This window comes from Corallococcus sp. M7 (genome assembly GCF_054512695.1).
This window is the reverse complement of record NZ_CM137252.1, coordinates 5,410,097-5,422,679: the sequence shown is the minus strand read 5'-3', so window position 1 is coordinate 5,422,679 and position 12,583 is coordinate 5,410,097. Positions and strand designations below refer to the sequence as shown.

Here is a 12,583-nt window from a genome sequence, read left to right as displayed (position 1 = left end):
GGCGCATGACGACCACCCGAAGCGCGAGGGTCCTCTCGGGACTGCCGCGGACCCTGGCCCTCGTCGGAGCCCTGTCGGCTCCGGCCGCGGCGGCCTCCGACGTCCTGACGCCGCCGGCCTTCCATGGCACCCGGGAGTCTCCGGCGTGGCTGTCGCTGCGGCTGGGCACCGGGCCCTCGGGCAAGGCGCAGTCGAAGGCGGAGCCAGAGGTGGGCGCGCCCACCTGGGTGCGGCTCAACCTGTCCCTGACGGCGACGTGGCGGCGCTTCTGCGCGCGGCCCGGCGTGGACAGCTGCGGGGCGTACGACCGGCTGCCGGAGGAGGATCAGCTCGGGGACACGTCGGACTTCTCGTCGTCGTATCCGTACCTGGGCCTGGCGCTGGAGGCGGAGGTGCTGCCGCTGGCGCGCGACACCACGTCGGTGCTGCGCGGGCTGGGGTTCCTGCTGGCGGCGCAGCGGGGCTTCTCCAGCTCCGACGTGACGCTCACCGGGGACGGCGGCCAGACGCCGGTGCGCGAGGTGTCCGCCACGGACACGGCCTTCACCGCGCAGGCGATGTACCGCTACTACTTCCGCTTCGGCACGACGCGGCCGCAGCAGGGCTACGTGGGCGCTCGCGCGGGCATCCAGACGCGCGCGTTCGACGTGGAGGAGTCCACGGACAACCCGCTGACCGGCACGCACCGCGTGTTCCCGTCCGTGGCGTTGGATCTGTCCGTGCCGCTGTTCAGCTCGGTGCGGCTGGACGCTTCGGGCGGCCTGTTGCTATCGCCCAAGCCGGGGCACTCGCCGGACGCGGACGGGGGGCGGCGGGCGCTGGAGGTCCGGAACTACGGCACGTCCGTGTCCAGCTTCGGCTGGAGCGCGGAGCTGGGCGTGTCCGGGGACATCTGGGGGCCGTTTGGCTACGACGTGGCCTGGCGGCTGGCGCACTTCAAGGACACCTTCTCCGGGCCCGGCACGCTCACCGGTTGGAACAACGGCGGAGCGACCGAGGAGACGTACTCCAGCCTCCACGCTGGCTTGATCGCGACATACTGACGTTGACGCTGTCGGGCGTGAGACATCGCCCTGGAGCGCGGGTGTCTGCACTCCGGCACGATGACTACCCCTTGCCTCCACGGTCTGTCACGGGCCGGTGACGCAAGGGGGACGCTTCTCGGTGCGAACAAGGCGATGGTGGGCGCGGGGACTGGCGGGGCTGACATGCCTTGCCGTGGTGGCGTGCGGCGGGGGAGCTCCCACGACCGGTACTGCTCCCGACGCGGGCTTCGACGACGCGGAAGGGCTGCCAAGGCCCGACGCGGGCCCGGTGGATGAGGGCACGGAGCATTCGTCCGACGCGGGCACGGGTTCGCAAACCGACGCGGGCACCGGGACGCCGGACGCGGGAGCCGGGGACGCCGGCACGGCCACGCAGGCCTGTGCGCCCACCGCGGGCGACACGCGCTGGGTGCTGGAGGGGGAGTCCTTCAGCGCGCAGGTGACGTGCGCGACGGGCCTCAAGGAGGCCGGGCTGCGCTTCGGGGTGAAGAACCTGCCCGCGGGCGCCACGTTCGACGAGTCCACCGCCACGCTGCGCTGGACGCCCGCGCTCAACCAGGGCGCGGTGTGGATGCTCACGCTGGAGGAGCGCACCACCGGCGAGACGGGCACGCTCAAGGTGGGCGTGGCCAACAACGACAACGCGCCGGGCAAGGTCGACATCGTCGATCCCGTGGCCTACACGGAGGAGTACGGGCTGCCCGTGGTGCACCTGTTCTTCGACCCGGACGTGGGCCTGACGTCGGGCTATTACCGGCCCGCGGAGGTGGTGTACCGGGGCCACCGCTTCACGATGGAGGCGAAGTACCGCGGGGCCACGTCCAGCGTGTTCCCCAAGCGCAGCCTGACGCTCAAGTTCGCGGAGGACGACCTGTTCTCCGAGCCCGTCTTCGGCGACGGCTTCAAGGACCGCAAGCGCGTGGTGCTCATCACCACGTTCAATGACAACTCCTACCTGCGCTCGCGGCTGGCGTTCGACCTGTGGCACCGGCTGTCCCCGGACGCCGTGCGCATCCGCACCTTCAGCGTGGTGGTGTACGCGAACAACAAGTACCGCGGGCTCTACACGGCGTCGGACCACGTGGACAAGCGGCTGATGGAGTGGAACGGCATCGACGACGACTCGGACCTCTACAAGGCCGACACCGCGGACGCCAACTTCTCCCGCCTGACGCGCAACGGGCAGACGAAGGCGAGCCTCGACGTCGGCTTCGTGAAGGACGAAGGCACGCCGCCGGGCAACTTCAGCACGCTGCACGACTTCGTCGCGTGGGTGGCGGACTCCAGCAACGACCGCTTCCGTCAGGAGTTCGGCACGAAGCTGAAGGCGCGCGACTACGAGGACTGGTGGATCTTCAATACGCTCATCCAGGGCAATGACTCGCAGGCGAAGAACGCCTATCACGCGTTCGATCCGAAGGCGGGCGGCCCCTGGCGCTACATCCCGTGGGACCTGGACGCGAGCTTCGGGCAGAACTACGACACCACGCGCACCAGCGCCACGGCGCGGCCCACCTACGCGTCGGACAACCTGCTCTTCAAGCGGATGCTGGCGGAGCCGGGCATCGCGGGGCCCATGCGCGAGCGCTACCGGCAGGCCCTGAAGAACGAACTGAGCGAGGCCGCGGTGCAGGCGATGATCGACGGCTACGTGCGGGAGCTGGGGCCCAACGCGCAGCGTGACGAGGCGCGCTGGGCAACGGAGTACCGCAACTTCGCGAAGCCGGAGGCGGGGAGCGAGGGGGGCAACCACAACTTCCCGGACTGGCACCTGCGCCAGGACTTCAAGACCCACGCGGAGGAGGTGGAGTACATCCGGCAGTGGGTGCACACGCGCTGGGGCGCGTTCCAGTCACAGCTGCCGTGAGGTTGGCGGCGCGGCGGGGGGAGGACCTCGCCGCGCCCACCGGGACTACCACTGCGCAGGGTCGGCGTCGGCGAACGTCGTGCCGGCGGCGATTTCGTCAATCCAGATGCTGCGGGTGCCCTGGGTGCCTTGCATGTACCCGCTGTCGTGCCAGCCATTGGCGTAGAGGCCGACGCGGAACTGGAGGTACCGGTCATCCGCCACGGTGGTGGCCAGGTTGAACTGCTCCAGGACCTTCACGCCGTCGAACCACAGCTTGATGAAGCCGGTGTTGTCGCTGGCCCACTTCACCTGCATGACGACCTTGTGCCACTCGCCGGCGGTGACGGTGGCCAGGTTGCGGAAGGTGGTCGTCTTCTGGTCGCAGACGGTGCCGTACTTCACGCGGGTCGTGAGCTGGTTTCCGGACAGCCACACCATGGTGGTGGGCATGTGGCCATCGCAGCCCGTGTCGGAGAAGTTCGCGATGAACTGGGCGATGTTGAAGGACTGGGGTTGGAACTGCCAGTCCTGCTGCAGCCGGAACATGAAGCCATAGAAGCCCGTGTCGCCCCGGCGGTACACGTTGTGCTTCACGACCTCCGAGTGGTAGCGCTCGGTGTAGTTCGGGTCGTAGACCTGCGTGGCCTTGATGGCGGTGGGGCCCTCGTAGGTGACGTTGGTCACCTCCTTGAGCGAACCGTTGTGCTCCAGGTTGAGCGAGTTCCAGCCCGTGAGCGTTCCGGTGTTGCGGAAGATCTCCGCCGCCTGCGCGCTCAGCCCCAGCGCGAACAACGACACGCCAGCGACGACGGCGAAATGCTTGGACCGCATTGAAAAGCCTCCACTGAAAATTTGCGTCTTTGCTGCTATTTCGTGTTTTTCTAGCTTAACAGGTTCATGACTCGTTTGTCTTGTTAGAGTGAAGCTTCCCTTCCAGGAGGCTCCATGACGGCGAAGCGTCGGCTGTTGATGTGGTGCGTGGGCTGGGTGTTGTTCTCCGCGCAGGCGGCACTGGCGGCACAAGGGGAGATCGTGGCGCGTCCCCAGGGGACGGTGCCGGGGATGACCTACGGCTATTGGGAGTACCTGCCGCTGGGGTACGACGACTCGCCCACGGAGGAGTTCCCGCTGGTGGTCTTCCTGCACGGGACGGGGGAGGTGGGCAACGGCAGCGCCGCGGCGCTGGAGAAGGTGATGAACCTGAACGCGCCGCCGCGGCTGATCCGCAACGGACGCGACTTCCCGTTCATCCTCATCGCGCCGCAGCGGTTCAACGCCTTCATCCCAGTGCCGGACATCGACGCCATCATCGAGTACGCGAAGGTGCACTACCGGGTGGACGTGAACCGCATCTACCTGACGGGCGTCTCGGCGGGCGCCATCCAGACATGGGGCTACGCGGCGGTGCATTACGCGAAGCTGGCGGCGGTGCTGCCCATCGCGGGCAACGGCAACAGCCTGAACCTCTGCCCCATGGCGGCGGCGGGCCTGCCGGTCTGGGCCTTCCACGGCCAGGCGGACGGCACGGTGTCGCCCTACGGCTCCATCGACCCGGTGAACCGGATGAACAACACCTGCTCGCCCAAGGCGAACCCGGCGGCCCTGCTGACGCTCTATCCCGGAGTGGGTCACGACTCCTGGGGCCGGACCTACGACGGCTCCGCGGGCCACGACGTCTACGCATGGCTCTTGAGCCACAGCCTCTGATTCCCTTCAGTCCGGTCCGCGAACGAAGTTCAATGACGTCCCATGTGCTTCGTTCGCGGGAGCCGGCGATGACGGACGGGCGTTCCTGGAATGGCAACTGGAAGGTCCGCATCCATGAGCGGCTTCAGGAGCGTGGTTTCAAGTCGCTCACCGCGTTCGCCGAGGCGCATCCGGCCATGCCGTTCGTGGAGCTGGCCGAGGAGCTTGGGAAGGACGATGTCGCGGGTGTCCAGGTCCTCCGTGGACTGCTTGTAGAGGCGGAGCGGAGCAAGCAGGTCACACGGTTCGTACGCGACGTGTTCGTTCGTCACTTCGCCTACAGCCTTCCGAGGGGATGGCCATCCGAGATGGATGATCAATCCCGATTTCAGCTCGCCAAGGCGCTCGCCTACTGGTCCACTGACGCTCCGGATGCCTACGAGCAGCGGGTCGAGCGGGCCATTCGAGCCCTCCGCGCCAATCCACCACCGCCGGGCTGGCGGCCCCTAGGTCCCGACGACGAGCTCCTCCTCACGTTGCTGCCAGACGAAGAAGCCTGAGTCTCCACCTCAAGTGGGTGGCGGATGCCCGCCATCCCGGTTAGCTTCCGCGTCGCGTGCGGCGGCCCCGGGGTGGGGCCTCCGAGCCCGGACGAGGTGCGCCGTACCCGGTCACGACAAGACGACGCCTTCACGGGAGTCGTGCGTCATGTCGTCGTCGTGGATCCTTCTCGTCATCGCCGGCCTGCTCGAAGTCTGTTGGACGCTGGGCCTCAAGTACACGCAGGGCTTCACCCGGCCGCTTCCCAGCGTGCTCACGATCGCGGCCATCATCGCGAGCATGGGCCTCCTGGGCCTCGCGGTGAAGCAGCTCCCCATCGGCACGGCCTATGCGGTCTGGGTGGGCATTGGCGCGGCCGGCGCGGCCATCGCTGGCATGGTGCTCTTCCATGAGCCCGCCACGCCTTCGCGCCTGTTCTTCCTGACGCTGATGATCGTCGCCATCATCGGACTGAAGTTCACCAGCGGAACGCACTGACCTCACGACCGTGGGGGAGTGAACCCTCCCCGCGGATGGGTTCCCAAAGCGCGCATCCCGCGAGCGCAGGATGCGCGCCGGTTCCCATCACGCGAGGTGACGGCGATGAGCGACGCGAAGTTCGAGCTGTACTACTGGCCCGGCATCCCCGGCCGGGGCGAGTTCGTGCGGCTGGTGCTGGAAGAGGCGGGCGCGGACTGGGTGGACGTGGGATTGCAATCCGGCGCCAAGGCCGTCTCGGACATGATTTCCAAGGGCCCCGTGCCCGCGTACGCACCGCCCGTGCTCAAGGTGGGCGACGTCGTCTTATCCCAGGCGCCCAATATCTGCGCTTACCTCGGTGAGCGCTTCGGCCTGGTCCCCTCGGACGAAGGCTCGCGGCTCCACGCGCGCCAATTCCAGCTCACCGTCGCGGACGCGGTCGCGGAGGCCCACGACACGCATCACCCGCTCGCCGTCATGAAGTACTACGACGAGCAGAAGGACGCCGCGAAGCAGCGCGCCGAGGACTTCCGCACCCAGCGCATCCCGAAGTTCCTGGGCTACTTCGAGCGAGTGCTGAAGGCAAACACGCAGGGCGGCGGGAAGTTCCTCCTGGGCCGCGACTTCTCCTATCCGGAGCTCGCGCTGTACCAACTGGTGGAAGGCCTGCTGTATGCCTTTCCCAATGCCATGCGCCGGATTGCCCCGGAGGTCCCCGGCGTGATGGCCTTGCGTCAGCGCATCTCGGAGCGCCCCCGCATCGCCGCGTACAAGCAATCCAAGCGCGCCCAGCCCTTCAACCAACAAGGCATCTTCCGGCACTACCCGGAGCTGGACGACCCGAACGCGACGAAGTGACCCTGGGGCACCTCGACGATCTCCCGGGCGAAGAACAGGTCTTCGCCCACGCCGGCCACGCGCACCTGGATGAGCGGGTCGCCCGGGTACTGCACGGGCGGATCGTCGAACACCAGCGCCACGACGACGCCCACGCGGCCCAGGAATCGCTCCGACACGGAGTCGTCCTGTTCGGTGCGGACGATCATCACCGCCGCGCCCATGCGTACCGGCGCGCCGTCCACGTCTTCCGTCAAGATGAGCGAGGGATCGTGCTTCATGGTGCGTAGGTCCGGGGTTTGAGTCGTTTCGACAGCGCCCAGGTCGTGAGCGTCAACAGCGCCCACGCCCCCAGGTGATAGATGGCCACGTGGCCGGGGCCCTGCTCACACGCCAGCTCGCCCACGACCGCGCCCACCGTCCCCACCGCCATCCCCGCCACCGCCGCGCGCAGCGGGTCGAACACCGCCGACCGCAACGCCACCAGCGCCACCACCAGGGGTACCAGCGCCAGCGCCACGTGGCTTACCGTGCACACCCACTCGGGGAGGGTGGAGGGGCCCTGCGGGGTGGCCCGCGTCAGCACCAGCAGCGCGGAGCTCGCCAGCGCCATGCCCGCGCCCACCCAGCGCAGCCTGCGCCCACGCGGGGACAGCGCCCCCCAGGAGCACACCGCGCTCGTGGACAGCAGCATCGCCAGCATGGGCGCGCGGCCCATCAGCATCGAGCCCGTAGTGCGCCCCAGCGCCAGGAATACGCCCATCACCGCGAGCGCCAGGCCCGCGGACGCCGCGAACAGCGCCACCGCTTGCGAACGCCACCCGCGCACCGGCCGCTTCAGCGCCAGCTCCGCGCGCGAGGCCGCCAGCGCGCGCTCCATCGCCTTCGGGTCCAGGCGGGGCGGGGCGGACCGCCAAGGGTCGGACGGAGGGCTCATGACATGTCCTCCAGTCCGCCCAACAGCTCGCGCAGCTTCTCGTAGCCCCGGTGCGCCCGGAGCCGGGCCGCGCCCGCGCGGATGCCGCGCATCTCGGCGATCTCCTCGAAGGACCAGCCCTCCACCTTGCTCAGCACCACCGCCTCACGCTGCTCCAGGGGCAACTGCTGGAGCGCGTCCTCGATGCGCCGGCGCATGGCCGGGTCCCCATCCGGTGCGTCCACCGACGTGGGCCCGTCCGGCGGTGCGTGCGCGTGCGCGTCCACGTGCTGCTGGTGCCGCAGGGCGTCCCGGGCCGCGTTCGCCGCGATGGTGAGCAGCCAGGGGGTGAAGCGCGTGCCCCGCTCGTAGCGGCCCCGGGCGCGGATGACGGACAGGAAGGTCGTCTGCATGAGGTCCTCCGCCAACGGCCCGTCCCTCACCATGCGGGCGAGGAAGCCGTGCACACGCCCGGCGTGGCGGGCGAACAGCGCCTCGAACGCTGGCTGGTCTCCCTGGCAGAACTGGTCCATGAGCACTTCGTCCGTGACGCCTTCCATCGTCTGGCTCACGGACGGCCCTGCCCGGAAAGTGTTTCCAAGGGCGTTCGATTGCCCTCCTGGCCGCTCCAAAGCCTTGAAACGACAAGCGTTGGACGTGACATCGCCAGAGGGCTCGCTTCCAGGACCCGAAAGGGTAGTGTCGCGCGCCTTACCGGTTTCAACGCGTTTCCCCAATTCGAGCGCCCATGTCCCCGGCCGAGGTCGTCATCCAGTCCACGCTGTTCGAATCGCTGCTTCGCTGCGTGCGGTTGGACAACGCATTGCGCGAGCGCATGGCGGCGGCGGGCTATGACCCGGACAGACCCAGGGCCAGCTATCCGGCGTCGGTGTTCCTGCGCTGTCAGAACCTGGTGCTGCAGGCCGCGTACGCGGGCCGGCCTCGCGAGGAGGCCCTGCGGCAGATGGGCCGGGACCTGGTGCGCGGCTACTTCGAAACGCTGGTGGGCAAGGTCGTGAACGTGGCCCTGAAGGTCGCGGGCCCGGACCGCGCGATGAAGCGGGTGGCGCTGAGCTTCCGCTCCGTGATGGAGCCGGTGGAGATCACCTCCACGGAGCTGGGCCCCAAGGACTGGCGGGTGACGTTCCAGGGCTATCCCTTCCCGGCGGAGGCCGCGGCGGGGTGTTGCGAGGAAGCCCTGCGTCAGGCCGGGGCCGCCAACCCCAGCGCCGTCCTGGAGTCCGATGACGGCCACGGCCGCTTCGAGCTGCACATGCGCTGGTAGGACGTCCCTGTGCACGCCGTAACGGTGATCATCATCCTTCCACCGCGACATGACTGAATGCGCTATGAGGGCCCCATGAAAATCGGCAAGGACAGCGTTGTCGCCATTGACTACAAACTGCACCTCGGTGACGGGAAGATCGTGGACGAGAGCGAGGCAGGCGAGCCGCTCGTCTACCTGCACGGCTACGAGGAGATCGTCCCCGGCCTGGAGAAGGCGCTGGAGGGCAAGTCCGCGGGCGAGTCGCTGAAGACGGTCGTCTCCGCGGCGGACGGCTACGGCGACTACGATCCGGAAGGCGTGGAGGAGGTCCCCCGGACCGAGTTCCCCGAGGACCTGGAGATCAAGGCCGGCGGCATCCTGAGCGCCACGGATCCGGAGGGCGACGAGGTCGACTTCCTGGTGAAGGAAGTGCGCAAGGACACGGTGCTGGTTGACTTCAACCACCCGTTCGCCGGCAAGGAGCTGCACTTCGAGGTCACCATCAAGGAAGTGCGCGCCGCCACGCCCGAGGAGCTCGAGCACGGCCACGCGCACGGCCCTGGTGAGGACCACGATCACTGACCGCTGGGGCCCTTTGGCCGGCCCTTGCCGTGCGTCCGGGCATGCCGCCCGGGCGCCGCGCCCTCGGGCCGCTTGGAGCGCCCGTGGTCGGCCTGGGGCGGACCCGGGTCGCGCTGCTTCGCCAGGAACGCCTCCATCTCCCGCTTGAAGATGGGGTCCCTCCGGGGAACCTCCGTGCGGGGAAGCTCCTGGCGGATGATGCGCTCGATGTCCTGGAGCGTCCGGCGCTCCACCTCCAACGCGAACAACGACGCCCGCCCACTGGCCGCCGCGCGAGCGGTGCGGCCGATGCGGTGCACGTAGTCCTCCGGCCCGTGCGGCACGTCCAGGCTGATGACGTGGCCGATGTCATCCACGTCCAGACCGCGCGCCGCCAGGTCGGTGGCCACGAGGCAGCGGTACTGCCCCCGGCGGAAGCCCTCCAACGCCTGACGCCGCTGGGCCTGCGTGCGGCCCGCGTGCAGGGCGGCGGACTTGTGGCCCGCGGCGGCGAGCAATTCCTTCATCTTGTCCGCGCGCTGCTGGGTGCGCACGAACACGAGCGCGCTGGCCTGATCCTGTGAGAGCAGCGTGAGGAGCAGGGGCCACTTCTCCTCGGGCTTCACGATGTAGAGGTGCTGTTCGGCGCGGGGCGCGGGCGTGCCGCTGGGGGTGACCTCCACGCGCACGGGCTTGTGCAGGGCGCGCTGTCCGAAGCGCGTCACGTCCGCGCCCAGGGTGGCGGAGAACAGCAGCGTCTGGCGCTCGCGGGGCAGCGCGTGAAGGATTTGATTGATCTGCGGCAGGAAGCCCATGTCGAGCATCCGGTCCGCCTCATCCAGCACCAGGGTCTGGATGCGCGACAGGTTCACGGCCTTCACGCCCAGCAGGTCCACGAGCCGGCCCGGTGTGGCGACGATGAGGGTGGGGCGCTCGCGCAGCGCATCCACCTGCGCGTTCATGTCCTCGCCGCCGACGATGAGGACGGGCAGGACGCCCAGGGGCTCGCCGAAGAAGCGGGCCTGCTCCGTCACCTGCTGCGCCAGTTCGCGCGTGGGGGTGAGGATGAGGCCGCGCGTGCCCTTCTCGCCCGCGAAGCGCTCAATCATGGGGAGCAGGTAGGCGGCCGTCTTGCCGGTGCCGGTGGCCGCGCAGCCGATGACGTCACGGCCGGACAACGCGGGTGGGATGGCCTGCGCCTGGATGGGCGTGGGGGTACCGAAGCGGGCACGCTTCACCGCGCCCAGCGTTTCGGGGGACAGGCCCAGGGACTTGAAGGAAGCACTCATGCCCCACGCCTCCCACGTTTCGGGCCGGGGAGGGAAGGGGATTGAGGGGCATGAGTGCCCGGGCCGCGGCTTCAGCCCGCGTTCAGCGCCGCGCCATGGTGGCGCAGGTGGTCTTCCATGAACGTGGAGACGAAGTAGTAGCCGTGGTCGTACCCCTCCTGCATGCGCAGGGTGAGGGGCTGGCCCGCCGCCTCGCAGGCTTCCTTGAGGAAGTGCGGGTGCAGCTGGTCCGGCAGGAACTTGTCCTTCGTCCCCTGGTCCACCAGCAGCGCCGGCACGCGCCGGCCGGCCTTGAGGAGCTCCGTGGCGTCGTACTCGCGCCACGTCGCCTCATCCGGCCCCAGGTAGCCGCCAAAGGCCTTCTTGCCCCAGGGGCTGCGGATGGGAGCGCCAATGGGAGCGAACGCGGACACGGACTTGTACCGGCCCGGGTTGCGCAGCGCCGTCACCAGCGCGCCGTGCCCGCCCATCGAGTGCCCGAAGATGCCCTCGCGGTCCATGCGCGCGGGGAAGTGCGCGCCGATGATGCCGGGCAGCTCCTGCGTGATGTACGTGCCCATGCGGTAGCGCGCCTTCCACGGCTCCTGGGTGGCGTCCAGGTAGAAGCCCGCGCCGGTGCCGAAGTCCCAGTCCGCGTCCTCGCCCGGGATGCCCGCGCCGCGCGGACTGGTGTCCGGCGCCACGAGCATCAGCCCCAGCTCCGCCGCCACGCGCTGCGCGCCCCCCTTGATGACGAAGGTCTCTTCCGTGCAGGTGAGGCCCGCCAGGTAGTACAGCACGGGCACCTTGCCGTGCTTCGCCTGGGGCGGGGTGTAGACGCTGAAGCGCATCTCACCGCCGCAGGCCTCGGACGGGTGCTTCCAGAAGGACTGCGTCCCCCCGAAGCACACGTGCTCGCTGACGAGCGTGGGAGTCACGGCGCTCATCCGTACTTCACCACGCTGCGGATGGACTTGCCCTCGTGCATCAGGTCGAAGCCGTGGTTGATCTCCTCCAGCTTCAGCGTGTGGGTGATCAGCGGGTCGACCTGGATCTTCCCGTCCATGTACCAGTCGACGATCTTCGGCACGTCCGTGCGGCCCCGGGCGCCGCCGAACGCGCTGCCCTTCCACACGCGGCCGGTGACCAACTGGAACGGACGGGTGCTGATCTCCTGACCCGCGCCCGCCACGCCGATGATGATGCTCTCGCCCCAGCCGCGGTGGCAGCACTCCAGGGCCTGGCGCATCGTCTTCACGTTGCCGATGCACTCGAAGCTGTAGTCCGCGCCGCCGCCGGTGAGGTTCACGAGGTAGGGGACGAGGTCGCCTTCCACCTCCTTCGGGTTCACGAAGTGCGTCATCCCGAACTTCTCCGCGATCTCCTTGCGAGCGGGGTTCAGGTCCACGCCGACGATCATGTCCGCGCCCACCATGCGCGCGGCCTGCACGACGTTCAGGCCGATGCCGCCCAGGCCGAAGACGACGACCTTCGCGCCGGCCTCCACCTTCGCGGTGTAGACGACAGCGCCCACGCCCGTGGTGACGCCGCAGCCGATGTAGCAGACCTTCTCGAAGGGGGCGTCCTCGCGGATCTTCGCCACCGCGATCTCCGGCAGCACCGTGTAGTTCGCGAACGTGGAGCAGCCCATGTAGTGGTGGATCATCTGCTTGCCCAGGCGGAAGCGGCTGGTGCCATCCGGCATCAGGCCCTTGCCCTGCGTGGCGCGGATGGCCGTGCACAGGTTCGTCTTCTGGGACAGGCACGACTTACAGCCGCGGCACTCCGGCGTGTAGAGCGGGATGACGTGGTCGCCCTTCTTCACGCTGGTGACGCCCGGGCCCACGTCCACGACGATGCCCGCGCCCTCGTGGCCGAAGATGGCGGGGAACAGACCTTCCGGGTCCGCGCCGGAGCGGGTGAACTCGTCGGTGTGGCACAGGCCGGTGGCCTTCAGCTCGATCAGCACCTCGCCCGCCTTGGGGCCCTCCAGGTGCACGGTTTCGATGCTCAGGGGCTTGCCGGCCTCGAAGGCGACGGCGGCGCGGACGTCCATGTTGGGGCTCCTGTCAGTGGGGAACTAAGACTCCCCACCATAGAGGCCACGCACCGCGTCGTCCGTGAAAAGAAGCG

At 68.9% G+C, this 12,583-nt stretch carries 15 protein-coding genes and 1 riboswitch; of the genes, 8 read left to right on the top strand and 7 right to left on the bottom strand.

Annotated elements, in window-relative coordinates:
- Window positions 1-5 precede the first annotated feature (5 nt).
- A complete protein-coding gene (locus ACX114_RS21505; RefSeq protein ID WP_459287318.1) occupies window positions 6-1,043 on the top strand; it encodes a hypothetical protein in 1,038 nt (345 codons plus the stop codon).
- 121 nt (window positions 1,044-1,164) lie between these two features.
- The gene (locus ACX114_RS21500) at window positions 1,165-2,913 is read left to right on the top strand and encodes a CotH kinase family protein (protein WP_459287316.1); all 1,749 of its coding nucleotides are present in this window, start codon (window positions 1,165-1,167) and stop codon (window positions 2,911-2,913) included.
- Between the two features lie 45 nt (window positions 2,914-2,958).
- Here ACX114_RS21500 and ACX114_RS21495 read toward each other — a convergent pair whose 3' ends face one another.
- The gene (locus ACX114_RS21495; protein ID WP_459287314.1) at window positions 2,959-3,726 is read right to left on the bottom strand and encodes a polysaccharide lyase; all 768 of its coding nucleotides are present in this window, start codon (window positions 3,724-3,726) and stop codon (window positions 2,959-2,961) included.
- 114 nt (window positions 3,727-3,840) lie between these two features.
- Between ACX114_RS21495 and ACX114_RS21490 the strand changes: the two genes are divergently transcribed.
- From ACX114_RS21490 to ACX114_RS21475, 4 genes are all read left to right on the top strand, one after another.
- The gene (locus tag ACX114_RS21490) at window positions 3,841-4,602 is read left to right on the top strand and encodes a carboxylesterase family protein (protein WP_459287312.1); all 762 of its coding nucleotides are present in this window, start codon (window positions 3,841-3,843) and stop codon (window positions 4,600-4,602) included.
- Window positions 4,603-4,670: 68 nt separating this feature from the next.
- Window positions 4,671-5,141: an NUDIX hydrolase gene (locus ACX114_RS21485; RefSeq protein WP_459287310.1), complete on the top strand. Its 471-nt coding sequence runs from the start codon at window positions 4,671-4,673 to the stop codon at window positions 5,139-5,141.
- 61 nt (window positions 5,142-5,202) lie between these two features.
- Window positions 5,203-5,272, top strand: a riboswitch (guanidine-III (ykkC-III) riboswitch).
- A 17-nt stretch (window positions 5,273-5,289) separates the two neighbouring features.
- Window positions 5,290-5,619 (top strand): quaternary ammonium compound efflux SMR transporter SugE, encoded by a 330-nt coding sequence (gene sugE, locus ACX114_RS21480; RefSeq protein WP_459287308.1) that lies wholly within the window; start codon window positions 5,290-5,292, stop codon window positions 5,617-5,619.
- A gap of 105 nt (window positions 5,620-5,724) precedes the next feature.
- Entirely contained in the window at window positions 5,725-6,459 is a 735-nt protein-coding gene (locus ACX114_RS21475; protein WP_459287306.1) for a glutathione S-transferase, read from the top strand.
- Here the strand turns inward: ACX114_RS21475 and ACX114_RS21470 are convergent.
- Genes ACX114_RS21470 through ACX114_RS21460 form a run of 3 tightly spaced genes read right to left on the bottom strand, consistent with a single transcriptional unit; the run spans window position 6,423 to window position 7,914 of the window.
- Window positions 6,423-6,719 carry a Carotenogenesis protein CarS gene (locus ACX114_RS21470; protein ID WP_459287304.1) on the bottom strand — a complete coding sequence of 99 codons (297 nt, stop codon included), beginning with the start codon at window positions 6,717-6,719 and terminating at the stop codon, window positions 6,423-6,425. The two genes, ACX114_RS21475 and ACX114_RS21470, sit on opposite strands and share 37 nt — an antisense overlap.
- On the bottom strand, window positions 6,716-7,375 hold the full coding sequence (locus tag ACX114_RS21465) for an NrsF family protein (RefSeq protein ID WP_459287302.1): 660 nt from the start codon (window positions 7,373-7,375) through the stop codon (window positions 6,716-6,718). Before ACX114_RS21465 ends, ACX114_RS21470 begins: the two co-directional genes overlap by 4 nt.
- Entirely contained in the window at window positions 7,372-7,914 is a 543-nt protein-coding gene (locus tag ACX114_RS21460; RefSeq protein WP_459300227.1) for an RNA polymerase sigma factor, read from the bottom strand. Before ACX114_RS21460 ends, ACX114_RS21465 begins: the two co-directional genes overlap by 4 nt.
- A 188-nt stretch (window positions 7,915-8,102) precedes the next feature.
- On the opposite strand from ACX114_RS21460, the gene ACX114_RS21455 reads away from it, so the two are divergent.
- Together ACX114_RS21455 and ACX114_RS21450 are read left to right on the top strand one after the other, a co-directional pair.
- The gene (locus tag ACX114_RS21455) at window positions 8,103-8,639 is read left to right on the top strand and encodes a DUF2378 family protein (RefSeq protein ID WP_459287300.1); all 537 of its coding nucleotides are present in this window, start codon (window positions 8,103-8,105) and stop codon (window positions 8,637-8,639) included.
- Window positions 8,640-8,714: 75 nt separating this feature from the next.
- Window positions 8,715-9,203, top strand: a complete 489-nt coding sequence (locus ACX114_RS21450) for an FKBP-type peptidyl-prolyl cis-trans isomerase (RefSeq protein ID WP_459287298.1) — start codon at window positions 8,715-8,717, stop codon at window positions 9,201-9,203.
- On the opposite strand, the gene ACX114_RS21445 is transcribed toward ACX114_RS21450, so the two are convergent.
- The 3 genes from ACX114_RS21445 to ACX114_RS21435 form a co-directional block, all read right to left on the bottom strand.
- A complete protein-coding gene (locus ACX114_RS21445) occupies window positions 9,197-10,471 on the bottom strand; it encodes a DEAD/DEAH box helicase (RefSeq protein WP_459287296.1) in 1,275 nt (424 codons plus the stop codon). The two genes, ACX114_RS21450 and ACX114_RS21445, sit on opposite strands and share 7 nt — an antisense overlap.
- A gap of 71 nt (window positions 10,472-10,542) precedes the next feature.
- Window positions 10,543-11,397 (bottom strand): S-formylglutathione hydrolase, encoded by an 855-nt coding sequence (fghA, locus tag ACX114_RS21440; protein WP_459287294.1) that lies wholly within the window; start codon window positions 11,395-11,397, stop codon window positions 10,543-10,545.
- Entirely contained in the window at window positions 11,394-12,506 is a 1,113-nt protein-coding gene (locus ACX114_RS21435) for an S-(hydroxymethyl)glutathione dehydrogenase/class III alcohol dehydrogenase (RefSeq protein ID WP_206794137.1), read from the bottom strand. Before ACX114_RS21435 ends, fghA begins: the two co-directional genes overlap by 4 nt.
- Between the last annotated feature and the right edge of the window lie 77 nt (window positions 12,507-12,583).

Bases quoted from the DNA above. Each gene is read 5' to 3' on its own strand.
- ACX114_RS21505 (WP_459287318.1), top strand. From the start codon at position 6: ATGACGACCACCCGAAGCGCGAGGGTCCTCTCGGGACTGCCGCGGACC.
- sugE (WP_459287308.1), top strand. From the start codon at position 5,290: ATGTCGTCGTCGTGGATCCTTCTCGTCATCGCCGGCCTGCTCGAAGTC.
- ACX114_RS21485 (WP_459287310.1), top strand. From the start codon at position 4,671: ATGACGGACGGGCGTTCCTGGAATGGCAACTGGAAGGTCCGCATCCAT.
- ACX114_RS21465 (WP_459287302.1), bottom strand. From the start codon at position 7,375: ATGAGCCCTCCGTCCGACCCTTGGCGGTCCGCCCCGCCCCGCCTGGAC.
- ACX114_RS21475 (WP_459287306.1), top strand. From the start codon at position 5,725: ATGAGCGACGCGAAGTTCGAGCTGTACTACTGGCCCGGCATCCCCGGC.
- ACX114_RS21470 (WP_459287304.1), bottom strand. From the start codon at position 6,719: ATGAAGCACGATCCCTCGCTCATCTTGACGGAAGACGTGGACGGCGCG.
- ACX114_RS21455 (WP_459287300.1), top strand. From the start codon at position 8,103: ATGTCCCCGGCCGAGGTCGTCATCCAGTCCACGCTGTTCGAATCGCTG.
- ACX114_RS21460 (WP_459300227.1), bottom strand. From the start codon at position 7,914: ATGGAAGGCGTCACGGACGAAGTGCTCATGGACCAGTTCTGCCAGGGA.
- ACX114_RS21445 (WP_459287296.1), bottom strand. From the start codon at position 10,471: ATGAGTGCTTCCTTCAAGTCCCTGGGCCTGTCCCCCGAAACGCTGGGC.
- ACX114_RS21435 (WP_206794137.1), bottom strand. From the start codon at position 12,506: ATGGACGTCCGCGCCGCCGTCGCCTTCGAGGCCGGCAAGCCCCTGAGC.
- ACX114_RS21450 (WP_459287298.1), top strand. From the start codon at position 8,715: ATGAAAATCGGCAAGGACAGCGTTGTCGCCATTGACTACAAACTGCAC.
- ACX114_RS21490 (WP_459287312.1), top strand. From the start codon at position 3,841: ATGACGGCGAAGCGTCGGCTGTTGATGTGGTGCGTGGGCTGGGTGTTG.
- fghA (WP_459287294.1), bottom strand. From the start codon at position 11,397: ATGAGCGCCGTGACTCCCACGCTCGTCAGCGAGCACGTGTGCTTCGGG.
- ACX114_RS21495 (WP_459287314.1), bottom strand. From the start codon at position 3,726: ATGCGGTCCAAGCATTTCGCCGTCGTCGCTGGCGTGTCGTTGTTCGCG.